29 protein-coding genes are annotated in these 26,821 nt (G+C 55.0%); 13 read left to right on the top strand and 16 right to left on the bottom strand.

The window, feature by feature from the left end; all coding sequences use genetic code 11:
* Positions 1-16: 16 nt before the first annotated feature.
* Positions 17-991, top strand: a complete 975-nt coding sequence (locus FKN99_RS01485; RefSeq protein WP_172116240.1) for a 2-hydroxyacid dehydrogenase — start codon at positions 17-19, stop codon at positions 989-991.
* Between the two features lie 8 nt (positions 992-999).
* A complete protein-coding gene (locus FKN99_RS01480; protein WP_253926939.1) occupies positions 1,000-1,683 on the top strand; it encodes an HAD family hydrolase in 684 nt (227 codons plus the stop codon).
* A 117-nt stretch (positions 1,684-1,800) separates the two neighbouring features.
* On the opposite strand, the gene uxuA is transcribed toward FKN99_RS01480, so the two are convergent.
* The 8 genes from uxuA to FKN99_RS01440 all read right to left on the bottom strand — a co-directional run bounded on the left by uxuA (position 1,801) and on the right by FKN99_RS01440 (position 10,480).
* Entirely contained in the window at positions 1,801-2,976 is a 1,176-nt protein-coding gene (gene uxuA, locus FKN99_RS01475; RefSeq protein WP_172116238.1) for a mannonate dehydratase, read from the bottom strand.
* A 10-nt stretch (positions 2,977-2,986) separates the two neighbouring features.
* The gene (locus tag FKN99_RS01470; protein WP_172116237.1) at positions 2,987-4,459 is read right to left on the bottom strand and encodes a mannitol dehydrogenase family protein; all 1,473 of its coding nucleotides are present in this window, start codon (positions 4,457-4,459) and stop codon (positions 2,987-2,989) included.
* Between the two features lie 2 nt (positions 4,460-4,461).
* Positions 4,462-5,745, bottom strand: coding sequence for a TRAP transporter large permease (locus FKN99_RS01465; RefSeq protein ID WP_172116236.1), 1,284 nt, complete (start codon positions 5,743-5,745; stop codon positions 4,462-4,464).
* A gap of 2 nt (positions 5,746-5,747) precedes the next feature.
* A complete protein-coding gene (locus FKN99_RS01460; protein WP_172116235.1) occupies positions 5,748-6,329 on the bottom strand; it encodes a TRAP transporter small permease in 582 nt (193 codons plus the stop codon).
* 96 nt (positions 6,330-6,425) lie between these two features.
* Positions 6,426-7,394 carry a TRAP transporter substrate-binding protein gene (locus FKN99_RS01455; protein WP_172116234.1) on the bottom strand — a complete coding sequence of 323 codons (969 nt, stop codon included), beginning with the start codon at positions 7,392-7,394 and terminating at the stop codon, positions 6,426-6,428.
* A gap of 78 nt (positions 7,395-7,472) precedes the next feature.
* A complete protein-coding gene (locus tag FKN99_RS01450) occupies positions 7,473-8,495 on the bottom strand; it encodes a Zn-dependent oxidoreductase (protein ID WP_172116233.1) in 1,023 nt (340 codons plus the stop codon).
* A 30-nt stretch (positions 8,496-8,525) separates the two neighbouring features.
* Entirely contained in the window at positions 8,526-9,737 is a 1,212-nt protein-coding gene (gene manD, locus FKN99_RS01445) for a D-mannonate dehydratase ManD (protein ID WP_172116232.1), read from the bottom strand.
* A complete protein-coding gene (locus FKN99_RS01440) occupies positions 9,734-10,480 on the bottom strand; it encodes a GntR family transcriptional regulator (protein WP_172116231.1) in 747 nt (248 codons plus the stop codon). The genes manD and FKN99_RS01440 overlap by 4 nt, the downstream gene beginning before the upstream one ends.
* A gap of 114 nt (positions 10,481-10,594) precedes the next feature.
* Between FKN99_RS01440 and FKN99_RS01435 the strand changes: the two genes are divergently transcribed.
* From FKN99_RS01435 to FKN99_RS01415, 5 genes are all read left to right on the top strand, one after another.
* On the top strand, positions 10,595-11,773 hold the full coding sequence (locus FKN99_RS01435) for an alpha-hydroxy acid oxidase (RefSeq protein ID WP_172116230.1): 1,179 nt from the start codon (positions 10,595-10,597) through the stop codon (positions 11,771-11,773).
* 303 nt (positions 11,774-12,076) lie between these two features.
* Positions 12,077-12,406: a four-helix bundle copper-binding protein gene (locus tag FKN99_RS01430; RefSeq protein ID WP_018915606.1), complete on the top strand. Its 330-nt coding sequence runs from the start codon at positions 12,077-12,079 to the stop codon at positions 12,404-12,406.
* Between the two features lie 240 nt (positions 12,407-12,646).
* Positions 12,647-13,309, top strand: coding sequence for a transporter substrate-binding domain-containing protein (locus FKN99_RS01425; RefSeq protein ID WP_318782737.1), 663 nt, complete (start codon positions 12,647-12,649; stop codon positions 13,307-13,309).
* Complete coding sequence (locus FKN99_RS01420) at positions 13,306-14,283, top strand: cation diffusion facilitator family transporter (RefSeq protein ID WP_018915604.1); 978 nt, start codon at positions 13,306-13,308, stop codon at positions 14,281-14,283. The genes FKN99_RS01425 and FKN99_RS01420 overlap by 4 nt, the downstream gene beginning before the upstream one ends.
* Positions 14,284-14,333: 50 nt before the next feature.
* Positions 14,334-15,359: a potassium channel family protein gene (locus tag FKN99_RS01415; RefSeq protein ID WP_172116228.1), complete on the top strand. Its 1,026-nt coding sequence runs from the start codon at positions 14,334-14,336 to the stop codon at positions 15,357-15,359.
* Positions 15,360-15,410: 51 nt separating this feature from the next.
* Here FKN99_RS01415 and hmpA read toward each other — a convergent pair whose 3' ends face one another.
* Positions 15,411-16,580, bottom strand: a complete 1,170-nt coding sequence (hmpA, locus tag FKN99_RS01410) for an NO-inducible flavohemoprotein (protein WP_172116227.1) — start codon at positions 16,578-16,580, stop codon at positions 15,411-15,413.
* 304 nt (positions 16,581-16,884) lie between these two features.
* On the opposite strand from hmpA, the gene FKN99_RS01405 reads away from it, so the two are divergent.
* From FKN99_RS01405 to FKN99_RS01390, 4 genes are read left to right on the top strand one after another with little or no spacing between them, the layout of a single operon-like run.
* Positions 16,885-17,796, top strand: coding sequence for a BKACE family enzyme (locus tag FKN99_RS01405; protein WP_172116226.1), 912 nt, complete (start codon positions 16,885-16,887; stop codon positions 17,794-17,796).
* On the top strand, positions 17,793-18,749 hold the full coding sequence (locus FKN99_RS01400) for an L-carnitine dehydrogenase (protein ID WP_172116225.1): 957 nt from the start codon (positions 17,793-17,795) through the stop codon (positions 18,747-18,749). Before FKN99_RS01405 ends, FKN99_RS01400 begins: the two co-directional genes overlap by 4 nt.
* The gene (locus FKN99_RS01395) at positions 18,749-19,216 is read left to right on the top strand and encodes a thioesterase family protein (RefSeq protein WP_172116224.1); all 468 of its coding nucleotides are present in this window, start codon (positions 18,749-18,751) and stop codon (positions 19,214-19,216) included. Before FKN99_RS01400 ends, FKN99_RS01395 begins: the two co-directional genes overlap by 1 nt.
* Positions 19,206-20,039, top strand: a complete 834-nt coding sequence (locus FKN99_RS01390) for an alpha/beta hydrolase fold domain-containing protein (RefSeq protein ID WP_172116223.1) — start codon at positions 19,206-19,208, stop codon at positions 20,037-20,039. Before FKN99_RS01395 ends, FKN99_RS01390 begins: the two co-directional genes overlap by 11 nt.
* Before the next feature lie 9 nt (positions 20,040-20,048).
* Here FKN99_RS01390 and FKN99_RS01385 read toward each other — a convergent pair whose 3' ends face one another.
* The 3 genes from FKN99_RS01385 to FKN99_RS01375 all read right to left on the bottom strand — a co-directional run bounded on the left by FKN99_RS01385 (position 20,049) and on the right by FKN99_RS01375 (position 22,393).
* A complete protein-coding gene (locus FKN99_RS01385; protein WP_172116222.1) occupies positions 20,049-20,996 on the bottom strand; it encodes an ABC transporter substrate-binding protein in 948 nt (315 codons plus the stop codon).
* Positions 20,997-21,108: 112 nt separating this feature from the next.
* Positions 21,109-22,080 (bottom strand): GlxA family transcriptional regulator, encoded by a 972-nt coding sequence (locus tag FKN99_RS01380; RefSeq protein WP_172116221.1) that lies wholly within the window; start codon positions 22,078-22,080, stop codon positions 21,109-21,111.
* Between the two features lie 19 nt (positions 22,081-22,099).
* Entirely contained in the window at positions 22,100-22,393 is a 294-nt protein-coding gene (locus tag FKN99_RS01375) for a DUF333 domain-containing protein (protein ID WP_172116220.1), read from the bottom strand.
* Between the two features lie 180 nt (positions 22,394-22,573).
* On the opposite strand from FKN99_RS01375, the gene FKN99_RS01370 reads away from it, so the two are divergent.
* Positions 22,574-23,062, top strand: a complete 489-nt coding sequence (locus FKN99_RS01370) for a pyridoxamine 5'-phosphate oxidase family protein (RefSeq protein ID WP_172116219.1) — start codon at positions 22,574-22,576, stop codon at positions 23,060-23,062.
* Positions 23,043-23,609: a CAP domain-containing protein gene (locus tag FKN99_RS01365; RefSeq protein WP_172116218.1), complete on the top strand. Its 567-nt coding sequence runs from the start codon at positions 23,043-23,045 to the stop codon at positions 23,607-23,609. Before FKN99_RS01370 ends, FKN99_RS01365 begins: the two co-directional genes overlap by 20 nt.
* Before the next feature lie 37 nt (positions 23,610-23,646).
* Here the strand turns inward: FKN99_RS01365 and FKN99_RS01360 are convergent, their stop codons facing one another.
* The 4 genes from FKN99_RS01360 to FKN99_RS01345 all read right to left on the bottom strand — a co-directional run bounded on the left by FKN99_RS01360 (position 23,647) and on the right by FKN99_RS01345 (position 26,816).
* Positions 23,647-24,147 (bottom strand): CreA family protein, encoded by a 501-nt coding sequence (locus FKN99_RS01360; protein WP_253926938.1) that lies wholly within the window; start codon positions 24,145-24,147, stop codon positions 23,647-23,649.
* Positions 24,148-24,283: 136 nt separating this feature from the next.
* Positions 24,284-24,523 (bottom strand): DUF333 domain-containing protein, encoded by a 240-nt coding sequence (locus FKN99_RS01355; protein ID WP_172116217.1) that lies wholly within the window; start codon positions 24,521-24,523, stop codon positions 24,284-24,286.
* Positions 24,524-24,641: 118 nt separating this feature from the next.
* Positions 24,642-25,547, bottom strand: coding sequence for a hydroxymethylglutaryl-CoA lyase (locus FKN99_RS01350; protein WP_172116216.1), 906 nt, complete (start codon positions 25,545-25,547; stop codon positions 24,642-24,644).
* Positions 25,548-25,556: 9 nt separating this feature from the next.
* Positions 25,557-26,816 carry a hydroxymethylglutaryl-CoA reductase, degradative gene (locus tag FKN99_RS01345; protein WP_018915595.1) on the bottom strand — a complete coding sequence of 420 codons (1,260 nt, stop codon included), beginning with the start codon at positions 26,814-26,816 and terminating at the stop codon, positions 25,557-25,559.
* Positions 26,817-26,821 lie beyond the last annotated feature (5 nt).

The raw sequence follows: 26,821 nt of genomic DNA, 5'->3' as shown, positions 1-26,821 counted from the left end.
AACACGAGGAGATAGCATGAAAAAAAGTATCATTGTGACAGGACGACTTGGCGATCCACTAAAAGAAACGCTAGCGCAACACTTTGAGCTTATTGAGCACTCAGGGCCACTTGACCCCACTCAGCAAGATGTGCTCGACATACTATCGAAGGCACACGGTATTATCGGCTCAGGACTGCCCATTACACCTGAATTACTGGATGCGGCGCCCGCGCTTGAAGTTATTTCGACAATTTCGGTGGGTTACGACAGCATCCCCGTGGATGAGTTAACCAAGCGTGGCATTATGCTGTGCAACACGCCTGATGTGCTCACTGAAACGACCGCTGATACCGGTTTTGCACTGGTGATGGCCTCAGCACGCCGGGTAACTGAACTTGCCGAATGGGTGAAAGCGGGCAACTGGAAAGCCAGCCTTGGCCCTGATCACTTTGGTAACGACGTACACGGAAAAACGCTGGGCATGATAGGTTTTGGACGCATCGGCCAAGCGGTTGCCCGGCGCGGTGCACTTGGCTTTGGCATGTCGATTCTCTACTCCAACGCGTCTCCCAAACCTGAACGCGAAGCAGAGCTAGGAGCCAAGCGCTGTGAGCTTAACGAACTATTGGAAAAAGCTGACTTTGTCTGTGTGACCGTCCCGCTAACCGCAGAGACCAAGCACCTAATCGGTGCCGACGAGTTTGCACGCATGAAGTCCTCAGGTATTTTCATCAACATTGCTCGCGGTAAAGTCGTCGATGAATCAGCGCTAATTGACGCACTTGAGAAAGGCACCATTAAAGCAGCGGGTCTGGATGTCTTCGAGCAGGAACCGCTGCCAGCCACCTCCCCTTTACTTAACATGACCAACGTCGTTGCCCTGCCCCATATTGGTTCCGCAACACATGAGACTCGCCAGGCAATGGCTCAGCGCGCCGTGGATAATATTCGCTTGGCCCTACAGGGCAAGCCTCCCATTAACCTGGTTAACGAGGACGTACGCCAATGAGTCCTGCTATGCCCAGAGCAACGCCCAGCGCAACGACCGCCGATTACTGCCTACTGTTTGACAGCGATGGCACGCTGGTAGACAGCGAAGTACTCCTTGCAGAGGTAATGGGCGACATTCTTCCGGAGTTCGGCCTACCGTTCTCTGCGCGTCAGTATATGGAGGAGTTTCGTGGAGTACGCTTTCACACGATAGTCAATACGTTAGAAGCGCGCTTTCAGCCCCTCACAGAAGACCAGGCGGCGACGCTTGAAGCCGGTATGCGGACACGCATGGAAGCCCGCATGCGGGCAGAGCTTGAACCCATCGCTGGCATTCCAGATGCGCTTGATCAATTAAGCAGCTACGCCAAAGCCGTGGTATCTAACGGCCCCGAGCGCAAGATCCGCTGTGCCATGGAAAGCACTGGTTTAGGCCACCATTTTAAAGGGAATTTATTCAGTGCTTATACCCTGAATGTCTGGAAACCCGACCCCGAGCTTTACCGCAAGGCGGCGGCGGCAATGGGCTACGCGCCCGAGCAGTGCATTGTGATCGACGATGCGGCCGTAGGCGTAGAAGCCGGGTTGGCTGCAGGTATGCACGTTATCCATATTAACCACTTTCCTGATGAAGAGAGCACGCCCGAAGGCGCCGTTAGCATTCAGCATGCCAATGAATTGCCTGGCGTGATTGCCCGTTTAGTCGCTTAGATAATTACCGACACACGAGTGCACCGACAAAAAGAACCCCACTGTTGCTTAAGCAGTGAGGTTCTTTGAGGTCCCGATTCAGGGTGGGCTACTTTTCAGCACGCTTCAGATAACCATTTAATCCATCAACTGGCGTACCGCAAGCTCAATACCGCGCAACTCGGCAAGCCCTCGCATACGGCCATAAAGCGGGTAGCCCGGTGCGGTTTTACGCTGCTGATCGTCAAGAATATGGTGGCCATGGTCGGGGCGTAATGGCAAACGCGCCCCGCCCTCTTTTTCACGGCGACGCTCCTCTTCGACCAGTGCCTGAATAACGCCGACCATATCAACGTTACCTTCCAGGTGCGGTGCTTCGTGGAATGAACGTGGGTCAGCCTCGCGCTTTGTGGCACGCAGGTGGATAAAGTGAATATGCGGGGCAAAGTGGCGAGCCATGGCAACCAGGTCGTTGTCTTCACGAACACCATATGAGCCGGTGCAAAACGTTAGGCCATTGGCCGGGCTGGGCACATGATCCACCACCCACTGCGCATCCTGATGCGTTGAAACTACCCGTGGCAAACCGAGAAGCGACCGGGGTGGATCATCGGGGTGGATCGCCATACGGATGCCGACTTCTTCAGCCACTGGAATAATCGCTTGTAAAAAGTAGCCAAGATTTTCGCGCAGCTTTTCAGCATCAATCTCGGCATACTCCGCCAGCACATTGCGAAACTGTTCCAACGTATAGTGTTCTTCAGCCCCAGGCAGCCCGGCAATCAGTGTCGTCACCAGCTTGTCGCGGGCGGTCTGATCAAGCGTCTCAAGGTAGCGTTGGGCCATTTGCTTATCCGCTTCGCTATACTCAGACTCGGCCCCTGGCCGCTTAAGAATATAGAGATCAAACGCCGCAAACGCGGTGTGATCAAAGCGCAGCGCCAGCGCACCATCCGGCAGTGCATGGACGAGATCGGTTCGCGTCCAGTCGAGCACTGGCATAAAGTTGTAACAAACGGTGTCGATACCGCAAGCTGCCAAATTACGTAGCGTTTGGCAGTACGTTTCAATTAACGCATCGCGCTCGGGCAGGCCCTGCTTTATCGCTTCATGGACCGGCACACTCTCAACCACCGACCAGCGAAGCCCGGCGGTCTCAATCAGGTTCTTGCGCGCTTGAATAGCCTCGACCGGCCACACTTGGTGATTAGGTATTTCATGCAGTGCCGTCACAATGCCGGTCGCACCGGCTTGGCGAATTTCCTCAAGACGTATCGCATCGTTAGGGCCGAACCAGCGCCAGGTATGCTCCATAAATAACTCCCTATCCTTCGATGCCTAGCGCTGCTAACGCGGCATTTAACCCATCTTGCGTTAAGGCGCGATAGGCCGCTACTACGTCGTCGACAAACGGCTGATGTGTTGCCAACGCGGGCGGTACCACTTCGTCCATGGCTAAAAATGCGTTTACCAACGCGACCGGCTGGCCACCGTGAGTCTGATGTAGCTCAGCAAACTGCTTTGCCATGGGATCATCAACGGTATAAAGCTTGCCGTTTAGCTCTTGGCCATCGGTATAACGAATCCACCCAGCCATTCCTAATGCAGTGCAAGGCGATGCCTGACCCGCTTGAATACGCTCAAGAGCGCCGCTCAGCCAGCGCTGGGGCAGCTTCTGGCTGCCGTCCATGGCGATCTGCTGCAAACGGTGGCGCAAGCTGTCATTGGTAAAGCGTGAAAGTAGCGAATCAGCGTACGCCGCAAGGTCAGTGCCTTCGGGCATATTAAGCGTCGGTGCGGCTTCTTCCAGCATGTAGCGGCGCAGCAGCGCGCGCAGTGCCGGTTGGTTGATGCCGTCATACACCGTTTCAACACCTTCCAAAGCACCCAGATAGGCCAGCAGAGAATGGCTACCGTTCAACATTCGCAGCTTCATGGTTTCAAACGGGGCAACATCGGCGACCATTTCTACGCCGTCGGCCTCCCAGCTTGGCCGCCCGGTGGGGAAGTTGTCCTCTACCACCCACTGCGAGAATGCCTCACCCACCACGGCATTAGGATCAGCAACACCCAAGGCAGCCAAGCGCTCAAAGTCAGCGTCGGTCATCGCAGGCACAATGCGGTCGACCATGGAGCTTGGAAACGCCACTTCAGCATCAATCCACTCGGCAAGTTCGGCGCTGCGCTGCTGGGCAAGCTTAACCACGGCTTTACGAGTACGCTGACCGTTGTGTGGCATGTTATCGCACGAAAGCACGGTAAACGGTGCCACGCCCGCGGCGTGCCGCCGAGCCAGCGCTTCAACCAGTATGCCAGGAGCGGTCCGCGGCTCGCTAGGTGAGGCGATATCGCCCGCTACCATGGGGTCATCCAGGCGCAGCTCACCGCTGGCCGGGTTCAGGAAATACCCTTTTTCCGTCACGGTCAGCGTGACAATACGCGTCGCTGGCGCCGCCAGCCGCTCAAGCAGCGCGTCTCTATCCCGCCCCCAGTTGCCCGACGCATCGCGGCCGGAAAACAGCGTTTCTTCAATCACGCCGATCTCGCGTAGCGTCAGCGTCTGGCTGTCGGCATATTCCGCCACCTGATAGTGGTAACCCGCCTTGCGCAGGCTATCTACCAGGTCAACACTCGAGCGTAAATTGGCGCTACATACGCCCCACTCGCCATCGCCTGTGCGCTGGCGATAGCGCTCAAGATAAACCGCTTGGTGAGCACGGTGAAATGCGCCCAAGCCAAGGTGGACGATACCGATCTGACCGCTTTGCGACACGGCCTCAATACGTTGCACACTCATACCTAGTTACTCCCCATCAGCAGATTAGGCAGCCACAGCGAAATAGCTGGTACGTAGGTCACCAGCATAAGTACTGCCAGGTTGCACAGCAGGAAAGGCACGATTGCGCGGGCAACCGTCAGCATAGGCAGCTTGCCAATACCGGCCACCACAAACAGACATACGCCCACAGGCGGTGTAGTCAGACCGATCATCAGGTTGAGCACCGCGATTACGGCAAAGTGCACCGGATCCACGCCGACACCTGTGGCCACCCCCACCAGCGCGGGGAAGAGAATGATCAGCGCGGCGATGGTTTCCATAAAGGCGCCAACGAACAGCAGGATCAGGTTGAGAATCAGCAGCACGATCAGCGGGTTTTCGCTGATGGAGAGAATCAGCGTGGCGATCATCTGGGGTATCTGCTCGCTGGTCAGGATCCAGCCGAACAGGTTGGCCAGGCCCACCATCAGCAAAAGCGCTGACGAGGTCAGAACGGTGTCCACCAGAATGCCCGGAAGCTTGCGCCAGGTAAGCCCCTTGTAGACATACATGCCTACCACCAAGGCGTAAAGACTGGCCACAATCGAAGCTTCGGTAGGCGTAAAGAAGCCGCCGATGATGCCGTAAAGAATGATCACGGTCATCAACAGTGCCCAGAAGGCTGTTTTCGCTTCACGCAGAAGCTGCAGGACCGGCACCCGTTTCTCTTTTGGATAGCCCCGGCGCACGGCGAGAATGTACACCGTGATCATCATGGCCAAGCCCATCAAAAGGCCGGGGACCGCGCCTGCCAGAAACATCCGTCCAACCGAAATACCGCTTAACGAGCCTGCAATAATCATCGGCACGCTGGGAGGAATAATCGGCCCAACGGTAGATGAGGCGGCGGTAACGGCAGCGGCAAACGGCTTGTCGTAACCCGAGCGCGCCATGCCGGGAATCATCACCGAGCCGATACTCGCCGAGTCCGCCACGGCGGTGCCGGAAATACCGCCAAAAATCATTGAGCCGCCCACGTTGGCAAGGCCCAGGCCGCCGCGAATATGTCCAAGCAAGGCATTGGAGAAGCGCACGATGTGCTCGGTAATATTGCCCACGTTCATCAAGTTACCGGCCAGCACGAAGCCCGGAATACACAGCAGAACGAAGGTGTCGATGCCCGCGTACATGCGCTGGGGCACGATGGTCAGCGAAATGCCTTCCATCAGTAGATACGACATTGAAGCGATACCGAGCGCAAAGGCGATAGGCATGCCCACCAACAGTAGTATCAGGAAAACGCTGAATAAAATAATGACTTCCATGCTTACGACTCCTGTTCACGAGAGGCAGAGGAGCGACACATTGCGATGATTCCCTCAAGACATCCCAGTACGCTATAAACCAGGAGCAGCGCAAAGGTGACTACTGTTGAGAAAAAGATGTACAGCATGGGCACCCGCAGTGTGGGGGATGTCTGCCAAGTGCCGTTCTGGGCGTACTGCCAGGCATAAGGCAGCACCAGAAAAGCAAACACGCCGATCATCAGACAGATCAGCGCTTGAAACGCCGCTTTCATGCGCGGGCCAAGCATATGATGGAAAAGCTCGACGCTGATATTACGGTGTTGGCGCATGACTACCCCAACCGACAGCGCCACCATATAGATAAACAGATAGCGCGAGAGCTCTTCGGTCCAGGCGATGGAAAACGGCAGGAATAACCGTGAACTCACCTGCAGCAGCACCGTAGCGGCAATCGCGACCAGCGCCAGTACTGAAAGAGTAAGAAAACAGGCATCCACCCAGCCTATCAGGCGCCCGATGGGGCCTTGCAGCTTGGGCACCGCCGACATCGAATCCAGACTCTCCAACGCTTCTTGTTCAAGCGCTTTTTGATCCGAGCTCATAAACGTATCCTCATGGGACAGACTGCTCTTGCAGACAGAACTTGCAAACTGAGAATGGGCTGGCACGCGGCCAGCCCATTCTCACTACCAACCGTCTTACAGGTCTTGAATGGCGTCGAAGATTTCACGCTGTTCAGGTGTCAGGGCTTCCAGCACCGCCGGACGGGCCGCTTCAGCGAAGGCATCCACGTCTACTTCGATGAATTCCATGCCACGCTCTTGAAGGGCTTGCTCCAGGCGCTCCTGGTCTTCTACAAACAGCTCGGACTCGTAAGCCTGCATGGTATCAGCCGCGTCGCGCACTACCTGCTGAAGCTCTTCAGGCATTTTTTCAAGCTGATTACGGCCAATCACCACGTAGATCCAGCTGCGCACGTGACCGGTCATGTTCACGTAGTCCTGAACCTCATTGAAGCTGGCGCTTTCGATCAGGCTCAGCGGGTTTTCCTGACCTTCCAGGGTGTTCTGTTGAAGCGCGGTAAACACTTCGCTGAACGCCATTGGGGTAGGACGTGCGCCCATCGCCTGCCAGGTATCTACAAACAGCGGCACGTTAGGCACGCGCAAGCGTAAGCCGTCCAGGTCATCCGGCGTGCGGATAGGTCGATTGGATGTCAGCTCGCGAGGGCCACGTTCAAACCAGGCTAGCGGCACCAGATTGGTACGCTCGATGATCTGCTCTTCAATCTCGGCACCGACCTCGCCGTTAACGACGGCATGCAGATGCTCAGAATCCCGGAAGGCATAAGGCACGGCCATCATGGCCGCCTTGGGCGCCCAGTTTTGCAGGCTCTCGCCGGTAATCGTCATGTCCGCTGTGCCCAGCTGAATGCTGTTGATCACATCCATTTCACTACCCAACTGCTCGCTGGGGTAAAGGCGAACTTCAATACGGCCGTCAGAGTTGGCTTCTACTTCTTCCTTGAACTTCTCGGCCGCCTGGTGCCAGATATTCTGCTCGTTGGCCAAGTGGCCAAAGCGTAGCGTGTAGTCGGCGGCCAGCGCGGATTGCGCACTGAGAAGAACCGTTCCAAGTACCGCACTGGTTAATAGCTTCTTGATCATTTTTATCGCTCCTGCACTTTGCATTGTTGATTGTTAGTGCGCGTAGTTAATGTGAATGGTTAATGTGAATGGGCGTCGTTAAGCACTGACTTGAATCAGCACTTTACGAGCTTCTTCAGGACGGTGGTCAAGCATATCGATAGCACCCGGCATATCGCTCAGCGGTAACCGATGGCTAACCAACGCCAACGGGTCCAGCTTGCCACTTGCCATTAACGCTAGCACCTCCGGAAACTTACGATTATTAAGCCGTGAGCCGACCAGCGTCAGCTCTTTTTTGATCACTTCAAGCTGCACCAGATCGCTTGGCTGAACGCTGAACCCGAGCAGACCAATACGGCCCGCGGGCGATGCCAGCCGCAGCATCTGGGGAAGCAGCGCCGGCACACATGCAGCGTCGGCAATCAGCGGTACGCCTTCACCCTGGGTTAGGGCCAGCACCTCTTTTTCGACATCCTGCTCACGGCTGTTGAGAACGTGCGTGGCGCCCAACGCTTTAGCAGCCTCCAGGCGCTCATTGATAACATCGGTAACGATGATCTCCTCAATGCCCAAGGCCCGAGCCATCTGCAGGATCGTCATGCCGATCACGCCTGCGCCCAAAATCAGCAGCCGATCACCGGGGTGCGGCTGCATGCGGTCCAGCACGTTGGCGGCAATGGTGTAGGGCTCTACCAGGGCAGCGGCGTCCAGGCTGATATGATCCGGCAGCTTGTGAACATTCGCTGCGGGCACCGCCACGAACTCTTCAAAACCGCCGTTACGGTGTACGCCAATGACTTCAAGGGCGCCGCACACATTGGGGCGGCCAATGCGGCAGGGGTAGCAGGTGCCGCAACTAATAACCGGGTCAACGCAGACGCGATCCCCCACGGCTACATCCGCTACGCCTTCGCCAACCGCGTCAATAACGCCCGCAAATTCGTGGCCCGTGATACGCGGAAAGCGCACAAAGGCGTTATCGCCGTGGATAATATGCATGTCCGAACCGCAGATACCGGCAAACGCTACGCGCACCCGTACTTCGCCTGCGGCGGCGGTGGGTACTTCAACATCGGCGACCTGGTAGTCATGGGGCGCCTTGACCTGAAATGCTTTCATGGATGCAAAACTCCTTACCCGTTCGTTAGGTCACCAATGCCAAAGAGTGCCGTCTTCCAACCGGTTAACCGGCAGGCTGGCACGCTTATAGGGATATTGCTTGGCAAGCTCTTCGTCGATATCCACGCCATGCCCAGGCGTTTCGCCCACGATAAAGTGGCCATCCTCAAAACGGTAATCGTGAGGAAACACTTCGTTAGTCGCGCTGGTATGCGGCATGTACTCCTGAATACCAAAGTTAGGCACCCAGGTATCAAAGTGAATAGCTGACCCCAAGCACACCGGAGAAAGATCGGTCGGCCCGTGGAAACCGGTACGCACGTGGTAAAGACCCGCTAAATCAGCAATACGGCGCACGTGAGTGATGCCACCAGCGTGAGTCAGCGTGGCACGAATATAGTCGATCCACTGGTTTTCGATCAGCGCTTTGGCATCATGAATACTATTGAATACCTCACCTACCGCTAGCGGTGTGGTGGTGTGCTGACGTATAAGACCAAACGCCTCCTGGTTTTCAGCCGGTACGCAGTCCTCAAGCCAGAAAAGATGATAAGGCTCAACTTCCTTGCCCAAGCGGGCTGCTTCAATGGGCGTTAGGCGGTGGTGAACATCGTGCAGAATATGCAGATCATCACCAAAACGCTCGCGTACGGCAGCAAACAGTTTGGGCACATGGTTCAAGTACTTGCTGGTACTCCATACGTGCTCGGCGGGTAAATCGGCATCCGCAGGCTCGTAGGGCTCGCCGTCTTTCTTGGCAACCCCATAAATACTTGCGATACCCGGCACACCGGCCTGCACACGCACGGCTTTATAGCCTTCGTCTACATGGCGGGCGACCTCTTCAAGGCACGAATCGATATCGCGCCCTGTGGCGTGGCCATACACCATCACGCGGTCGCGGCTCTTGCCGCCCAGCAGTTGGTAAAGCGGCATACCCGCGAGTTTCGCTTTGATATCCCAAAGGGCCATGTCGACAGCGGCAATCGCGCTCATGGTAACCGGGCCACGGCGCCAGTAAGCGCCGCGATACAGATAATGCCAAATGTCTTCGATGCGCTGAGGGTCACGGCCAATCAAGGCCGGGATTACATGCTCATCCAAATAGGCGACCACGGCCATTTCCCGACCGTTTAGCGTGGCATCTCCGATACCGTAGGTACCCTGGTCGGTAACGATTTTTAAGGTAACGAAATTGCGCCCCGGCGAGGTGACGATGGTATAGGCGTGTTCGATTTTCATGGGGTTGCCTCCTCAATGAGGGATACCGTTTCCTGAGTATCGAACATCTCGGGAAACCGCTGTACTAGATCGGGAAGTGAAACAAAAATTTCACGCAAATGGCGCCGCATGGATTGCTCGGCAAGCGCTACGTCGCGGGCTTCAATAGCCGCCATAATATCGGCGTGCTGTTCAATCAAACGGGCAATCGGTGTGGTGTCAGGAACGCTTAAGTAGCGCACACGATCCAGTTGTGCCCTCACCTCTTCGATAACCTTCCAGGCGGCCTGTTGCCCAACGCCCAGTGACAGCGTTTTGTGAAAACGCTCATCAAGACGGTAGAAACGAATGGTGTCGTGCGGCTCAATACAGCGGCGCTGGCGCTCCAGCAAGTCGTGTAACTCGGTGAGCACTTCGTCGGGAAGCCCTTTGACCGTTGCCTGACGCACTACCGCTACCTCAACCGCCTCACGTACAAAGCGCGCTTCAAGCACTGCTCGCTGAGATATTCTGACCACATAAGTACCACGCTGTGGCCGGACTTCGACGAGCCCTGTTTCAGAAAGGCGGATAAAGGCCTCGCGCACCGGCTGACGGCTGACCGAAAAAGCGTCCGCCACTTCTTTTTCAGACAGCGCTCGGCCAGGTTCCAACACCATTTGAATAATCGACTGGCGCAGTACCTGGTAAAGACGCTGACGCACCGACTCGGTCTCCGACGTCTCCTGCCATAGCGCTTGTAGCGTAGTGTTTGTATCACTCATCTGCCGCCGCCTGGGTAAAGGGGCATGACGCCCTTATCTGATACAACTAGTATGGTAGTATGGCGAGATAAACAAAAGCCTAAACGCCCTATACTTTGGTTGAAGGTAACGCACATGAAACGCCAGCTTTACACGGGTTCAAACTATAAGAAATCAATAAACATCAACGACCTTGAACGCATCGCCAAAAAAAGACTGCCGAACTTCGTGTTTGAATATGTGTATGGCGGAAGCGATGACGAACATACGCTGCATCATAATCGCACTGTGTTTGATCAATACCTGTTTGAACCTAAAACGATGACTAACGTAGGTGCACGCGATTTAAGCACGACATTGTTTGGCCGCTCTTACCAAATGCCATTGGCGATTGGGCCAACGGGCTTTAACGGCATGCTGACGCGTGATGGGGATTTAAAACTAGCCTATGCCGCCCGTGATGCCGGCATTCCTTTCGTGCTAAGCAGCGTTTCAACTACACGCCTTGAAGACATCGCTGCCATCGAAGGGCTTACCGCCTGGATGCAGATCTATTTTTATCGTGACCGCGACTTTGTTAAATCGATGATACAGCGCTGTGTTGATGCAGGCTTTGAGGCCATCGTTGTAACGACAGACAGCGCAATTTACGGGAATCGCGAATGGGATGTACGCAATTTTAGCCGCCCCATGAAACCCTCCCTGCCCAACCTGCTTCACCTACTCACCAAACCAGGCTGGATGAGCGATGTGCTGATACCCGATGGCCTGCCTACGTTTAAAAACCTGGATGATTTGCTGCCACCCGATAAACGTAACGCTCAAGGTGCTTCACAGATAATTGGCCCGCAGCTAGACCCATCGCTCAACTGGGAAGACATCGCCTGGCTGCGTGATTTATGGCCAGGCAAGATCATTCTAAAGGGAATTATATCGCCGGAAGAAGCTGAACAGGCCGTACGGTTGGGTATCGATGGCATCGTACTTTCCAACCACGGTGGACGACAGCTTAATCACTCGCTCTCACCCATGGATACACTGGCCGAGGTTAAAGCTTTTACAGGCGAGCGCTGTCATTTATTCGTGGATAGCGGCTTTCGACGCGGCACCGATATTATAAAAGCGTTGGCGCTAGGAGCAGACGCCGTGTGGCTTGGAAGAGCCACGCTTTATGGTTTAGCGGCTGGTGGTCAGGCGGGTACGCAGCATGCGCTTAATCTACTGCGAGGAGAAGTAGACAGGACCTTGGGCCTGTTAGGGTTCACTACTATCCAGGATTTAACCTCTGCTTGCTTGAGCAAACGTAAACTTTGAGTTTATTCATCTATTCAAGATTGCAAGAGCGCCGCTGGACGACCGCTCTTGCCTTTAAAATCAGGTTACTTAAATATCCACTAAGTCGCCTACTTGGACGTTAGACCTATTTTTAAAAGCGCTTCAGAAAATAACAACAAACAAAATCATTGAATTTAAAACAAGTTAAACATTATTTAATCTTCTGCAAACATCTAACCCAGCCCCTATTATTAACTGACTTATAGAATGAAAAACTAGCCCCTTATTATTTTATAAACGGCGCCCGGCTTAAGGACGTATATTTAACAGGAGAGGTTTACTATGAGCATACAGAATTTTAAAGAGTGCATTGAAGCCTGCAATATATGTGCGGTCTATTGCGATAATTGCGCTACTTCCTGCCTTCAGGAACCCACTCTTGGCAACATGGCGGAATGCATTCGCCTGGATATACAGTGCGCACAAATTTGTCGCCTGGCCGTCGCCTTTATGGCCCAAGGCAGCGAGTATGCTCAGGACATCTGTCAGCTGTGTGCGGATATCTGTCAAAAGTGCGGCGACGAATGTGGGCAACATGAAGCTGATCATTGCCAGGAATGCGCTCAAGCGTGCCACCGCTGCGCCAGTCTATGTGCATCAATGGTGGCCTAAACCGAAATCTCAGCCAGAACCCACATACCGTTCTGCTTTAGCAATTAAGTTGAAAAACAGTTCAATACGCCTAACTTATGAGGTGAGCAGGGCTTGAGCGAACCCATGCTCACTTTTTTTATAGGTTTTATTTATTAGCTATTATATAGATTCCCTCTTAACGGAAGCGGCTTAACGATGCAAAGCAAGGACAGCTTTATAACATTCGTTTTTCGGCCCAGCAGACTGATCATTTTGGCGGTGTTAGCTTTGGCCGGTTGCCGTTACCCGGTCAATATTGAGCGCCCCATGGCAGATATGCAGGGCGGCGAGCTGAACATTGGTCTTTCTGAGAATCCACCTTGGGTCATTAATACCGACCAGGGTCCGGCCGGGCTGGAAGTCGAAATAATCCAGGCGCTTGCGGAAAATATGGACGCCACCATCAACTGGCACTGGGATAGCGAAGGCAATCTGTTAGCAGCGCTATCTCACTACCAGCTGGACTTGGTGATCGGTGGCCTTACCCAGGATTCAAATGTAAGCGCGCTCGCCGCGCCCACTAAGGCTTACTATAAGAGCCGCTATTTAGTCGGCGTGCCCGAGGGCACCCCAATACCCAGCAACCTGGAAGGTGTTGAGGTGACCGTTCCGGTTGTTAACCATATCGCTCGCGCGCTTAAAAAAGAGGGTGCAATCCCTCGCCCTACCCCAGACCTTGGCACTCAAAATGAAGCGGTCGCCAACCCATCATGGTGGCTTCATGCGCATAACTACCAAATAGGCGACTGGGAAATCGCGACCGATCAACATGTCATGGCGCTGCCCAAAGGCGAAAATGCCTGGATGCTTGCCGTGCAACGGCATTTAAATAGCTACCCTGATATTGAACAACGCCTTCAACGCCTGGAGGCAGGCCGATGAAAATACGCAAGCTATATCACCTGCCACCGGATAAGCAGCAGGATCTCAACTATCTCATTCGCCTTGAATGGTGGAATTTAGCATTTCGTATTTCCATTGTATCGGTGCTCGCGCTGGTACTGGGAAACAGCCAGGCAATGAAAGTCGCGTGGCTGGAAGACATGCTGTCGCTCATTCCGCCTATTGCCTTCTTGTTGGCCGTGCGGTTTCGCAAACGTCCGCCTAATGAGACATACCCCTATGGGTATCAACGCGCCACTATTATTGCCTTTTTATGCACGGCAACTGCGCTAAGCGCGATGGGACTGTTTCTACTGGGTGATTCGTTGCTTAAGCTTGTCCATCAGGAACACCCGAGTATCGGCGCCATTACCTTGTTTGGTGAAACGATATGGATGGGTTGGGTGATGGTTGGCGTGCTGATTTACAGCGTTATTCCACCTGTCATTATCGGGCGCTTACAGACCAAAGCCGCGGCAAAAGTGCATGAGAAGACCGTGTTTGCCGATGGGAAGATGAGCAAAGCCGACTGGATGACAGGGATGGCTGCCATCGTTGGTGTACTGGGTGTGGGAGCCGGCTTTTGGTGGGCGGACGCAGCGGCTGCGGCCATTATCGCCCTGGATGTTACCAAGGATGGTATTACCAATTTAAAAGAAGCCGTAGGCGACCTACTTGACCGCCGCCCTCACTTTACCTCTCGCGAAAAACCGGAATACATGGAAGAAGCGCTGGAAGCCGAGCTTCGGGCCATGCCCTGGGTAGCCGCCGCCTCAGTACGCTTACGCGAAGAAGGCCCAATCTTCAGCGGAGAAGCCTTTGTAACCCCGCATAGTAACGATGACCTGGCGCGCCATCTTAAAGAGGCCTCACAGCACCTTAATAATTACGACTGGCGTATTTATGAAGTCGTCGTTACTGCCTGGCCTAATGAGGAACACATACCTTCTCCTGCCAACGCCACCCCGCCATAAACCAATATGGCCGACTAACGTCGTTATAAATGATCGAAAGGACGCTCTATATGACAGAAAGCACACTGGCTGGCGTGATAGGCGTTCTTCTTGTTGCGCTGGCCAATTTTGATGCCATTCGTACCACGCTTTCCGCCTCTCACTCAGGGCCCGTCACCAATCGCTTGATTAGTGGTGTTTGGTCGATACTGCTATTGATTCATCGAACCCGGCGCTGTCATTGGTTACTCGCCGCCGCGGGCCCATGGATAACGATCGGGCTTCTTTTAGTCTGGGTAATAACGTTATGGCTGGGCTGGCTATTGGTTTTCTGTGGCGGGTCAGATGCTGTTGTGAATGCCAACACCCAGGCATCGGCCAGTTTGGTCGAACGTATCTACTTTACCGGTTATACCCTTACCACACTGGGCTATGGCGATTTTGTGCCGGGTAATGATCGCTGGCGCCTGGTCCCCACCTTGGCAGCAGCCAATGGCTTTTTCCTGTTTACGCTGTCGATTACTTACATGCTTAATATCGTTTCTAACGTTACCCAAAAACGTCACTTAGCGCTGTCTATCAGTGCGCTAGGCGAAAGCCCGCTAGAAGTTCTTAACACCACCCATGACAATGGGAAATTTACCAGCTTAAGCCAGCAGCTATCGCCTATTCAGCAAACTATCAGCACACTTGGCCAACAGCACCTCGCCTACCCTATTCTTCACTATTACCACGCGGGCAGTAGCCAGAAATCACTCCCGTTAGCGTTAGCGCGGCTTTATCAGGCGCTCATACTGGCAACCATCGCCAATCCTGACCTTAGCGCTGCCACCCACACTCAGTTCACTATAACGCTGCGCGTCATCGATCAATTTCTTGATACGTTGGATAGTGCGTTCATCCACGCCGCACCGCATTTGCCGCCTTTTCCAGCTCTTGAGGCCTACAAGACCTTACCGGGATTCGATGCATCACAAAAACAGATGCAGGAGGGATTAAGCGATCACTCTCAAAAAGTACTGCTCGCCTATATTCAGAAGGATGGCTGGGAGTGGGAAGATATCTGGCAGTTAGCCGAAGAGAAAAGTGCCTCATAAATTCGAGGCCGCCCCCCTCACACTAAGCTACATGTGAAAGGGGCGGTTTGGCTAAGCGGCGTTTAGCGCTTTGGCCGGGCCGAAATGCTCAAAGTGACGATGGGTCTCCGCGACACCCAAAAGCTCCAGACTCTGGTTGATCGCCGCCATGAAACCATGGGGGCCAACGAAGTAGCAGCGGCTGTTAGGTGCTAGATACTTGGCCAGCACGGCTTCATTTATCCGGCCCTGATGGTCCCCCTGGCTGCCCTGTTCAAGCACGGTAACTGCGGTCAACTGATCAGGGTTGGCGGCGGCCAGCTCATCAATAGTTTTGGCAAACGCACGGCTATCCATATCGATAGCCGCATGCAGGTAGGTAACCTGGCGACCCTGGCTAAGCGCCTGTTTGGCAATCGGCAACAGCGGTGTCTGGCCGATGCCGCCGCTGATCAAGAGCAGAGGCTCGTCACCTTTCTTGAGGGTCAACTCACCGGCAGGGGGTAATAGTTCGATCACATCACCTACCGTCAGCTGGTCATGGAAAAAGCGGCTGGCCACACCGTGCGGTTCACGCTTGATGGATAACCGGTAGGAGCGGCCGTTGGGCACATCAGAAAGACTGTAATGGCGGGACGCTTGTACGCCGTCGATATTCAGCTTCACCCCGATGTACTGCCCCGGCGAATAGTCGGCCACCGGGCCACCATCTTCAGGCTCCAGAATGAACGAGCGGATAACACGGCTCTCCTGATGCGTAGCGGCAATACGAAAACGCCGCGTGCCCCGCCAGCCGCCGGGCAGCTGTTCAAACTCCTGGTAACGCTTGGCTTCCAGGTCGATGAGAAGATCGGCAAGCTCTTGATAAAGCGCGCCCCAGGCATCGGCCACCTCTGCCGTCACGGCGTCGCCAAGCACCTCACAGATGGCAACCAGCAGGCACTCGCCCACGATCGGGTAGTGCTCGGGCTGGATATCCAGCGACACATGCTTGTTCACCACGGTTTCCATGATCTGGCGCGCCGTTTGCGGATTCTGGCGCACGCCCACATAGGCAAGAATCGAGGCCGCCAGCGCGCGCGGTTGCCCACCGTCTTTCTGGTGTGTCTGGTTGAACAGTGACTTGACCTGCGGGTAGCGTTCGAACATCAGCGGGTAAAAACGCGCGGTAATCGTGTTGAGATGTTCCGCTACCACGGGAGCCGTGGCGGCAATGATCTGTTCTTGTGCCTGTGTCAGCATAATGGCCTCTTTTCAACGTCCTACTAAAGATTCATATTGAATACACCTTTAAAATATCAGGTTTTGCCGAGCCAATGTATGAGCTGCGTCAATAAAACGCTTTTGCGTAAAAAGCGGTTATACCCCTTTTAACCACGGCACTACAGGCAAAACGAAATCATTAAAACAAGCGCTTCGCTAGTGCTTATAGCAGTGCTTTATTGTCGCTTGCTGTATTTACAGTGTCGCCTTAAGTCAATAATCAACCATCTACGCTCGCCATACTGATGTTCTTTACGAATATCAGTTTTAAAAGGAGCAGCGTATGAATCGCAACGTAATTCTGACGTGTGCAGTCACCGGCGCAGGCGATACGACCGGCAAAAATCCTAACGTTCCGATTACGCCCAAACAGATCGCGAACGACTGTATCGCTGCGGCAAAAGCAGGCGCCAGCGTTGCCCATATACATGTACGTGATCCGGAAACCGGTGGCATCAGCCACTCACTAGAGCACTTTCGTGAAGTGATGACGCGTGTGCGCGAGGCTGATGCCGACATTGTGATGAATATCACAGCGGGTGGCGGTGGTGATTGGATTCCCGACACTGAAGACCCCACTCGAGGCGGCCCAGGTACAGACATCCAAACACCTGCGCAGCGCCATGCTCCGGTAGGTGAGCTGCTGCCAGAACTGTGCACCCTGGACTGCGGCAGCCTTAACTTTGGCGATATGGTGTATGTAAATACCGCTGACTGGCTTCGCGAGCATGCCCGCCTGGTACAGGCTGCAGGCGTTAAGCCCGAATTGGAGTGCTTTGATCTTGGCCATGTATGGTTTGCCCGCCAGTTGCAGCAGGAAGGGCTTATAGATGGTGATCCCCTTTATCAGCTCTGCCTGGGCATTCCCTGGGGTGCGGAAGCAGACCCCGAAACAATGCTAGCCATGCGCAACAAATTACCCGGTAGAGCGCACTGGGCCGCATTTGGCATTGGCCGTCATCAAATGCCGATGCTCGCTCAGGCCATGCTTTTGGGCGGCCATGCGCGCGTCGGGCTAGAGGATAACCTCTATTTAGAGAGAGGCGTTATGGCGACTAATGGGCAGCTGGTTGAAAAGGCCGCCACGCTCATTGATAACCTTGGCGCCCGCATAATGTCTCCCGCCGAAACTCGCACCCAGCTTAAGCTACGCGACCCGAACACAGGCACCATCGTCACTGGAGGTGATGCATGAGCCACCAACTCGCGGTGATTGGTACGGGTGTTATCGGCAATGGTTGGATTGCCCGCGCACTTGCTCAGGGCTGGGAGGTCGTCGCTTTCGATCCTGACCCCAGTGCTGAAACGCGCACGCGCGTCTTTGTTGAAAATGCCTGGCCTTCCCTGACACGCCTCGGTCTGGCAGAAAGCGCCAGCCTTGACCGGCTGCGCTTTGCTGACAGCCTTGACGCCGCTGTAGCCAATGCAGATTTGATTCAGGAAAATGTGCCGGAACGCTTGGCACTGAAGCGCGATATTCTTGCCAATATCGACGCTGCTGCAGCAGAGAACGTTATCATTGGTTCGTCAACGTCGGGCTTCAAACCGAGTGACCTTCAGCAAGCCTGTACCAAGGCGCCGGGCCGAGTCATCGTTGCGCACCCCTTCAACCCGGTTTACCTGTTGCCGCTGGTGGAGTTAGTCGGTGGCACTGACACACAAGCAGATCAGATTGATACAGCCCAAGCGCACTACAAGGCGCTAGCCATGCGTCCACTGGTGGTGCGCAAAGAGATTGAAGGCCACCTTGCCGATCGCTTGATGGAAGCCCTTTGGCGGGAAGCCCTTCATTTAGTCAATGATGGCGTTGCCACCACAGAAGAGATAGATGCCGCCGTGGTTTACGGCTGCGGCCTGCGCTGGCCTCTGATGGGCACCTTTCTTACCTTTCACTTGGCAGGCGGTGAGCAGGGTATGCGACATATGCTTGAACAGTTTGGTCCGGCGCTTAAACTTCCCTGGACGAAGCTTGAAGCGCCAGAGCTTACCGATGAATTGATTGATCGTGTGGTTGAGGGCTGTGAACACCAGGCCGCAGGCAGGCCGGTCGTGGAACTTGACCGCCGGCGTGATGATTTTCTGGTAGAGCTACTTGATCTCGTTCAAAAATATTGGCCCGAAGCCGAGGGGTTGGAGGGACGCATTTAATGGTCATACTGGATACCAAGGTCGCCGCTGAGTGGGTTGATTACAACGGCCATATGAACGATGCAGAGTACGCCAGGGTATTCTCCCTGGCGGTGGACGCCTTGATGGTACACATTGGCTTGGATGCAACGGGGCGGGACCACCATCGCTATACGCTGTATACGCTGGAAACCCACCTCTGCTATCAGAAAGAAGCCCATGAAGGCCAATCCATGCAGGTAAAAGTGACGCGACTGGATCACGATGCCAAACGCCTGCATATCTTCTTCGAGCTAGTGGATGCAGACAATAATCTCTTAGCGACCAGTGAGCAGATGCTGATGGGCATCAACCAGGAAACCGGGCGTCCCAGTGGGTTTCCTGAGCCCATTTCCCAGGCAATTATCAACCTACCCAGCGCCGCAGCTGGGGAATGGCCTGGACTTGCAGGTCGTACGATTGGTATTCCTCGCAAAAATGCTTATTAGCGATTTTATTGCTCGCTTTGAGGCGGGCTTAGCCAGACTCGAACAGGCGTCGATCCAAGACGCGCGCCGTCACTACGATGATTTATGTCAATCGTTTGCGCCAGCCGACCCGAAGGGTATGACAGTGGCGGATGACTACGTGGCGGGCGTTCCCGTAAGGCGCTTCTGCCCTGCTGTTGCGCCGCCTGAACAAATCGTGTTTATTCACGGCGGCGGCTTTACGATTGGCTCAGTACGCAGTCATCATGGCGTTGCGGCCAGTTTGGCCGATCAATTAAACCGCGAAGTGGTCAGCATCAACTATCGGCTGGCCCCTGAGGCGTGCTACGCGGCTATGCTCAGCGACTGTATCAACGTAGCCCAGGTGGTTAAACCCATCGCGTTAGTCGGCGACAGTGCGGGCGGGCGTTTAGCCATGGACATGGCACCTTTACTTAATAAAGCCATGAGTAACCAACCGCTGCTGGGGCTGATCTACCCACCGGTTAACGGCCTAACCGAACAAACGCTGGGTCCCGATGGTCCGCTGCTCAGTCGTCAGGATGTAGTACTGTGTTTATTACCGCTGTGCCCAGCCCTTAACTCACCCTGTTTGACCCCTGCCCCGGCTTCCCAAGTGGAAGTCCTGGCGGTGGAACACGATCCACTCACGCTGCCGCTTGAAACAACCGTGGCGCGTTGGCGCGCAGAGGGAGTTCAGGTGGGTTATCACCATGCCGCTGCAATGGTACACGGCTCCCTTCACGGCCATGCCATGCTGCCTGAAATGCAAAACGCCTGGCAAGATTTCTGCCAGGCGTTACGATCACGGTTACCCCGTTAAACAGACCTGTTATTGGTAGGCGGCCCGCACGGCTTCAATCGCAGAAGTACCATCTTTTGCCTCAACGCCTTCTAGCCAAGCTGCAACGGTATCCAGGTTCTCGGTGATCCATTCCTGGGCCACCTTATCTGCTGGGAGATCGTCATAGCTATAGCTGTATACCCAGGCGTTTTGATCTTCGATATCGACCACGTACTGAGAAAGGAAACGATGTAGCTGCGGATCTTCTTCTGCCATGCTTGCTGGCACAACAGTCCAAACGGTACTCTCAATCTGGGCGATGCCCGCATCGTCAGCGTCATCAAGATACGCGAGATCAAAACTCACGTTCATCCAATGTGGCTCCCAACCCACAAAGGTAACCCACTCTTCATTGGCTATCTTCTGCTCAGCCTGCGCCAGCATGGCAGCGGTTGAGCTCTCACGCAGGCTCCAATCGCCCAAACCAGCAGCATCGTTGTCAATGGCTGCCAAAATAGCCGTATTAATTCCCGTGCCCGCTTCAATGCCCTGAATTTCACCGTCGAAACGCTCACGATGAGCGTCCAGGTCGGCGACTGACGTGACACCTGCGTCATATACGTATTGCGGTACAACCAAGCCTGAATTGGCACCCTGAATATTGGAAACCAGCTTTTCCACCTTGCCGTTCGCCACCAGCGGCTCCACCATCCCGGTCTGCACGGGATACCAGCCACCCAGATAGACATCGACATCGTTGCGGGTCAGCCCTTCAAGAATCACGCTGACCGCTAAATCTCGCTGCCGGGTTTGGTAGCCCATGGCTTCCATCAACTGTGAAGCTACTTCAGATTTAACCGTTACCCCCGGCCACGGCGGAACGCCAAAACGCACCTCATCCAAACCGGCCGTGGCCGAGCCAGCCATGAACAAAGCGACTAAGCCTGTAGTGCTTAGCGCATAGAAACGTTGTTTAGCCTGTAATGCCGTCTTCATCAATTTATCCTTATAGGGAGATGTATCTTACCAGTCTGCCCAGTAAGCCCCTCGACACACGACATAAAGCGACATATAGAAGACATTACACGACAACAAGACAAATAAGCGCTTAGTTGCCAGCATGGCGACGCACTTCAGCGGGCGAAAGGCCAAAGTGGGCACGAAATGCGCGGGCGAAGCTTGAACTGGATGTAAAGCCGCAGGCAATACCAATATCAAGCACCCCCATTTCCGTTTCGTTCAACAGTCGCTGGGCGCGTTTTAGCCGCAATTGCTGGTACCACTGCCGCGGGGAGGTATTCAGCTGCTGTTCAAAAAGCCGCTGCAATTGTCGGGAGGATACCCCGCTACGCTTGGCGATATCAGCTAACGGCAGTGGCGCCTCAAGATGGCGCTCCATTAACGATACAGCTTCGATAAGGGGACGATGATGAGTACCCAGCCTGCGCGCTAATGACATTCGCTGCTGATCGCTACGGCTACGTAACCGCTCATGTATAAGCTGCTCGGAGACATCGACTGCCAGTTTGGTCCCATGGCGTCGAGCGATAACTTCCAACGCCATATCCATTGCTGCAGCTCCCCCCGCGCAAGAGAAGCGACGCTCACCCAGCTCAAATAATTCATCAGAGGTTTCAATCATGGGATAGCGTTCACGAAAAGCTGGCAGGCTTTCCCAATGCAAAGTAATACGTTCGCCTTTCAGTAGCTTGGCGGCTGCAAGCAAAAAGCCGCCGGTGTCCAACCCGCCGAGCGCGCACCCGGCTTGATCCAAACGATGCAGCCAAGCCATCAACGGTCGACTTAGATGTGCCTCAGGATCAAAACCACCGCATAAGGCTAGTGAAGGTAAATCCAACGCGCTCCCTATCGGCTGATCCACCAATAATGCCATCTCATTGCTCGCGGTTACGGGTCCGCCATCAAGGCTAAACAGTGTCCACTCAAATAGCGTTTTACCACTGATGCGATTGGCAATCCGCAGTGGCTCCACTGCGGAAAAGAAAGCCATCATGGAAAAGCGTGGGAGTAGTAAAAAGCCGATGCGTTCAGGCAAAGGTCCTGAGTAGTGCAGGCGCAAGGTTATCCCTTATAGTTAATTAGTCGTTATCAAGGCGCTCTGAGCGATAAAGCATCCACTCGTTTTCGAGCTGCCCACCCGGTAAGCGGCAATAGCGACCGCTGCCCAAGCGTGTTTCCTGTACCTCGGATTGCCCGCCAATGCTTTCACAGTACTCAGTGGCCGCGCCCCGCATGCTGGTTTGCGTATCAGCGCGCTCTCCCGTGGCGCAACCGCCCAGCAGAAACATGCCAATCAGAATAGAGATATAACCGGCCCCTTTCACACCAGGGCTGATTGGTCTCGATCTTTTTAACCTTGCATCTACGAACATGGCAGCCTCCTTTGGCAGTCTACTTTGGTAGCCGTTTGCGAATTTTCACTTTAGCCCTGCCGGCTTGCTACTGCGAGCTCACCAGCATATTTGCCGATATCACCAATGCTGGCTAGGCTATTGTTAGTCCTACGGAAGGACTGGCTAATCAAAGTATTTATTCATAAGGAGAGTGACGCTATGTCCAGCCCGGAACATAAGCAGAAGATCTGGAAGATGATCAAGGATATCAAGGTAGGCATGCTGGTGACGCTGGACCACGATACCCCGCGCGCGCGCCCCATGCACCTGGTGCAGGAAGAGTATGACGGCACGTTGTGGTTCTATACCCGCCGTAGCGCCGAAAAAGTCTTTGAAGCCAAAAGTGATCACGACGTATGCCTGAGCTTTTCCGATCAGGAAGACGGTGTATACGTTTCGCTATCAGGCAAGGCCAACCTAAACGATGACCGCGAGCTGATCCATAAGTACTGGAACCCCTTCGTGGCCGCCTGGTTCCCGGAAGGCAAGGACGACCCGGACGTCACGCTTCTGGAAATCAAGGTAGAGATGGGCGAGCACTGGAAATCCAAGGAGAGCAAAACCTACCAGCTCTACGAGATTGCCAAGGCCAACCTCAAGAAAGATGCCAAACCGGATCTTGGTGAAAATGAAAAATTCGGTGGTTAATTCCGCTATAAAACGCCCTGCCCCCAGGGCGCTTTTCCGTTTAGCAGCCTTGATGCTACTGGGTACCGGAGCAGCCTGGGCCTCTGATGATGCGCCGCAAGGCGGCTCATCCAGCAACTGCGAACCTACCGAGCAGCAGCAGGAAATGCTTTCACTGGTTAACGAGGCGCGCAGCCAAACTCGGCAGTGCGGCAATCAGTCGTTTGATTCGGTAGTGCCACTGACCTGGAGCTGCAAGCTTCATGCGGCAGCCAAGGCGCACTCGGAAGATATGGCCGAGAACGAGTATTTCAGCCATACCAGCCCTGAGGGCGTTAGCATCGAACAGCGCGTGGAAGAGCAAGACTATGTATGGCGCGCAGTGGGGGAAAATATTGCTGCGGGCCATATGTCAGCCACTGCCGCCGTCGACGGCTGGCTGGAAAGCCCCGGCCACTGCAGCAATATCATGAACGGCGCCTTTACCCAGATGGGCATGGCCAACGCCGACAACCCGGAATCCCGCTACACCACTTACTGGACCCAGGCACTGGGCCAGCCCCGCTAACCAAACTGAATGCGTCGGTTCACATGCCTGCACCAGGTTACTGAGTCGGCGCCAGATCCCCATAGTGAACCGCCGTTATCGCATTCTTCGGCGACCCATCCACCAGTTTGGTGCTGTAAGTCAGGTATACGAAGGTTTCGGTTTCAGCGTCGTGCATGCGCACTACGCGCATATTCTTGAATAGCGCTGAACGGCGCTGGGTAAACACCACTTCCTGCTCTTCTACCTCCGCCGGGTTAAACACGATCTCGCCCGTTTGCCGACAGGCAACGCTCGCCTCACTGGCCTCTTCGGCAAGCCCCACTGCACCGGAGATCCCGCCAATCTGAGAATAGGAAATATAGCAGGAGATACCCTGCACCTTGGGGTCGTCAAAGCGCTCAACTTCAATGGTGTTATTTGGCCCCAGCATGCGGAACTCAGTGCGCACACTGCCAATATGGGCATCCTGGGCGAGTAGCGTTGAGGGCAGCAACGCCATCATGGCGGCGAACGAGCCAACGGCAACTCGTTGAACGAAAAACGGGCGCATGGACATAAGCGTGGCTTCCTCGGGTATTAAGATGAGCGGGAGTGGGAGACTATCAATTTAGGGGCCCAGAAGGGAAACGCGCTGGCAATATGCCCAGCGCGTTATCAGCCGACTCACGGCGTGGCAGTATGCGGCTACCCATTCAGTGAACGCGCAAACCTTCCGTCTGATACAGCAGATTGACCTCTACTACCCGCCCTTCCAGCAAGTGGCAATACTGGCGCGTCTCGCCCGCTTCCTGGTGCGCTCGCACTTCACCGCCTTCCTGCTCACAGTAATTAACGGCAATCTGCTGCGCCTGTTCAGCATTATCGGTAGTGCCTTGAGTGGCACACCCAGCCAGTGCCATCCCTATCAAGACCAACAGGCCATAACGAACCATGCGCTTCTCCCTTTGCGTCAATATGTTGAACAGTGGTTATTGGCGTCTTAAAACGTCTACGCTCTCTTCACTATAGTCAATATTTCGGCTTTCCTAGGTTAGGATGCCAGCATTGCCGTCATGCTCCCGCTGCCATCAAGGCGCTGCCCGCGCGTGACCGGTTGGGGACGTTGATCGATTGCGTGATCCACTCCCCCGTTCTTGCCAGCGCGTTTAAATCAATACCCGATGCAATACCCAAGCCTTCAAGCATGTACACCACATCTTCGCTGGCCACATTTCCGGAAGCCCCCTTGGCATAGGGGCAGCCACCCAAACCAGCGACGGAGCTATCGATAACGCTTACGCCCTCTTCCAGTACCGCATGAAGATTGGCGAGCGCTTGGCCATAGGTATCATGAAAGTGAGCGGCCAGATTATTCACCGGCACCTGGGCGGCGACTGCCGCCAGCATACGCTTGGCTTTGGATGGCGTGCCGGTGCCAATCGTGTCGCCCAGTGACACCTCATAGCAGCCCATCTGGTACAGCGCCTTGGCCACCCGCGCAACCTGTAAAGGCCCAATCTCTCCCTCGTAAGGGCAGCCAAGCACACAGGAAACATACCCCCGCACGCGCAGCCCGGCCTGGCGCGCACGGTCGACCACCGGCTCAAAGCGCTCGAGCGACTCGGCGATAGAGCAGTTGATGTTCTTGTGTGAAAAGGCTTCGCTTGCCGCGCCAAATACGGCGACCTCTTCAACCCCACACTCAATCGCCGCTTCCAGACCTTTCAGGTTAGGCGTCAAGGCTGAATAGACAACGCCGGGGCGCGGCTCAACGCCCTGCATTATTTCCCGGTGATCAGCCATTTGCGGCACCCAGCGAGGCGACACAAAGCTCGCCGCCTCGATATTGGTACAGCCCGCTTCCACCAGGCGCAGGATGAACTCAAGCTTCAGATGAGTCGGCACGAACTCACGTTCATTTTGCAGACCGTCGCGCGGGCCAACCTCGACCAGGCGTACAGAAGATGGCAGAGCCATGTCTTCTCCTTATCCGTTACGCAACTGTTCAAGTAGCTGCTGGGCGATATCCACACGCACCTTGCCACCATCCACAAGCAACGCCGCGATACGGTCGACTTCCTCGTTTTCGGCCCCGGCCATCACCGCAATATTCTTGGCGTGCAGTGCCATATGGCCTTTCTGAATGCCCGTGGTTGCCAGCGCCTTCATGGCAGCAAAATTCTGCGCCAAACCTACCGCGACGATAATGCGCGCCAAGCGATCCGCCGTTTTCACACCCAGAATATCCAGGCAGTGCCGGGCACTGGGATGCGAGCGAGTAGCGCCGCCCACCAGCCCTACCGGCATGGGCATTTCCAGCGTGCCGGTCAGGTTTCCTTCGCTATCGGCTTCCCAATGCGTCAAGGAACGGTAGCGCCCGGTACGCGCGGCATAGGCATGGGCGCCCGCTTCTACCGCGCGGGTATCGTTGCCGGTTGCCAGCACGACAGCGCTCACCCCGTTCATGATGCCTTTATTGTGGGTGGCAGCGCGGTAAGGGTCCTGATCCGCGAAGCGATACGCGTTGAGCATGCCATCCCGTACCGACTCGCCGCCCAGGTCCTCGAGCGTCCAGGTAGCGCGCGCACGCGCAATGCGTCGATCCGCAAGGTTGGACAGAATACGCAGGCAGCTGCGGCCACCGCTCCACTGCGCCAGAGAAGGCGCGACGGCCTCCGCCATCGAGTTGACGGCATTGGCACCCATGGCATCACGCACGTCCACCAGCAGATGCACGATCAGCATGTTGTCGAGAACGCGTACTTCCAGGTCGCGGAAACCGCCACCGTGCTGGAGCAGTACCGGGTCGGTTGCATCACAAATGCTTTTTACCTGTTCGAACTCGGAAAGCAGCCGAAGCCGGGCAAACTCGGGATTGGGGACATCCAGCAACTGCACCTGCGCAATCATGATGGGTTCTGACGTATCGGTATGAAACCCGCCTGATGCACGACACTGCCTGGCCGCATTACACACGGCAGCGACTACTGAAGACTCCTCGGTCGCCATGGGCACCAGCTGTTCTTCGCCATCAATAATCAAATTGGTGGCAACGCCGATGGGCAGGTTCAGCGTACCGATGACGTTTTCGATCATGGCATCGGCAGTGGCCGACGAGATATTACCCATATCAGAGAAATGCGTGCGAACCTCGCTGCCGAGCCCGGCTATTTCGATGACTTTCTCAAGCCGTTCGCTGGGAGGAAGCTGATAAAAACCGGGGATGCGGGATGTGCTGTGTGCCATGGATA

The sequence above is a fragment of the Halomonas hibernica genome, from assembly GCF_013183775.1.
Taxonomy (GTDB): domain Bacteria; phylum Pseudomonadota; class Gammaproteobacteria; order Pseudomonadales; family Halomonadaceae; genus Vreelandella; species Vreelandella citrativorans.
Note: the sequence above shows the minus strand (reverse complement) of the source record. Positions and strands in the feature narration are given on the sequence as shown.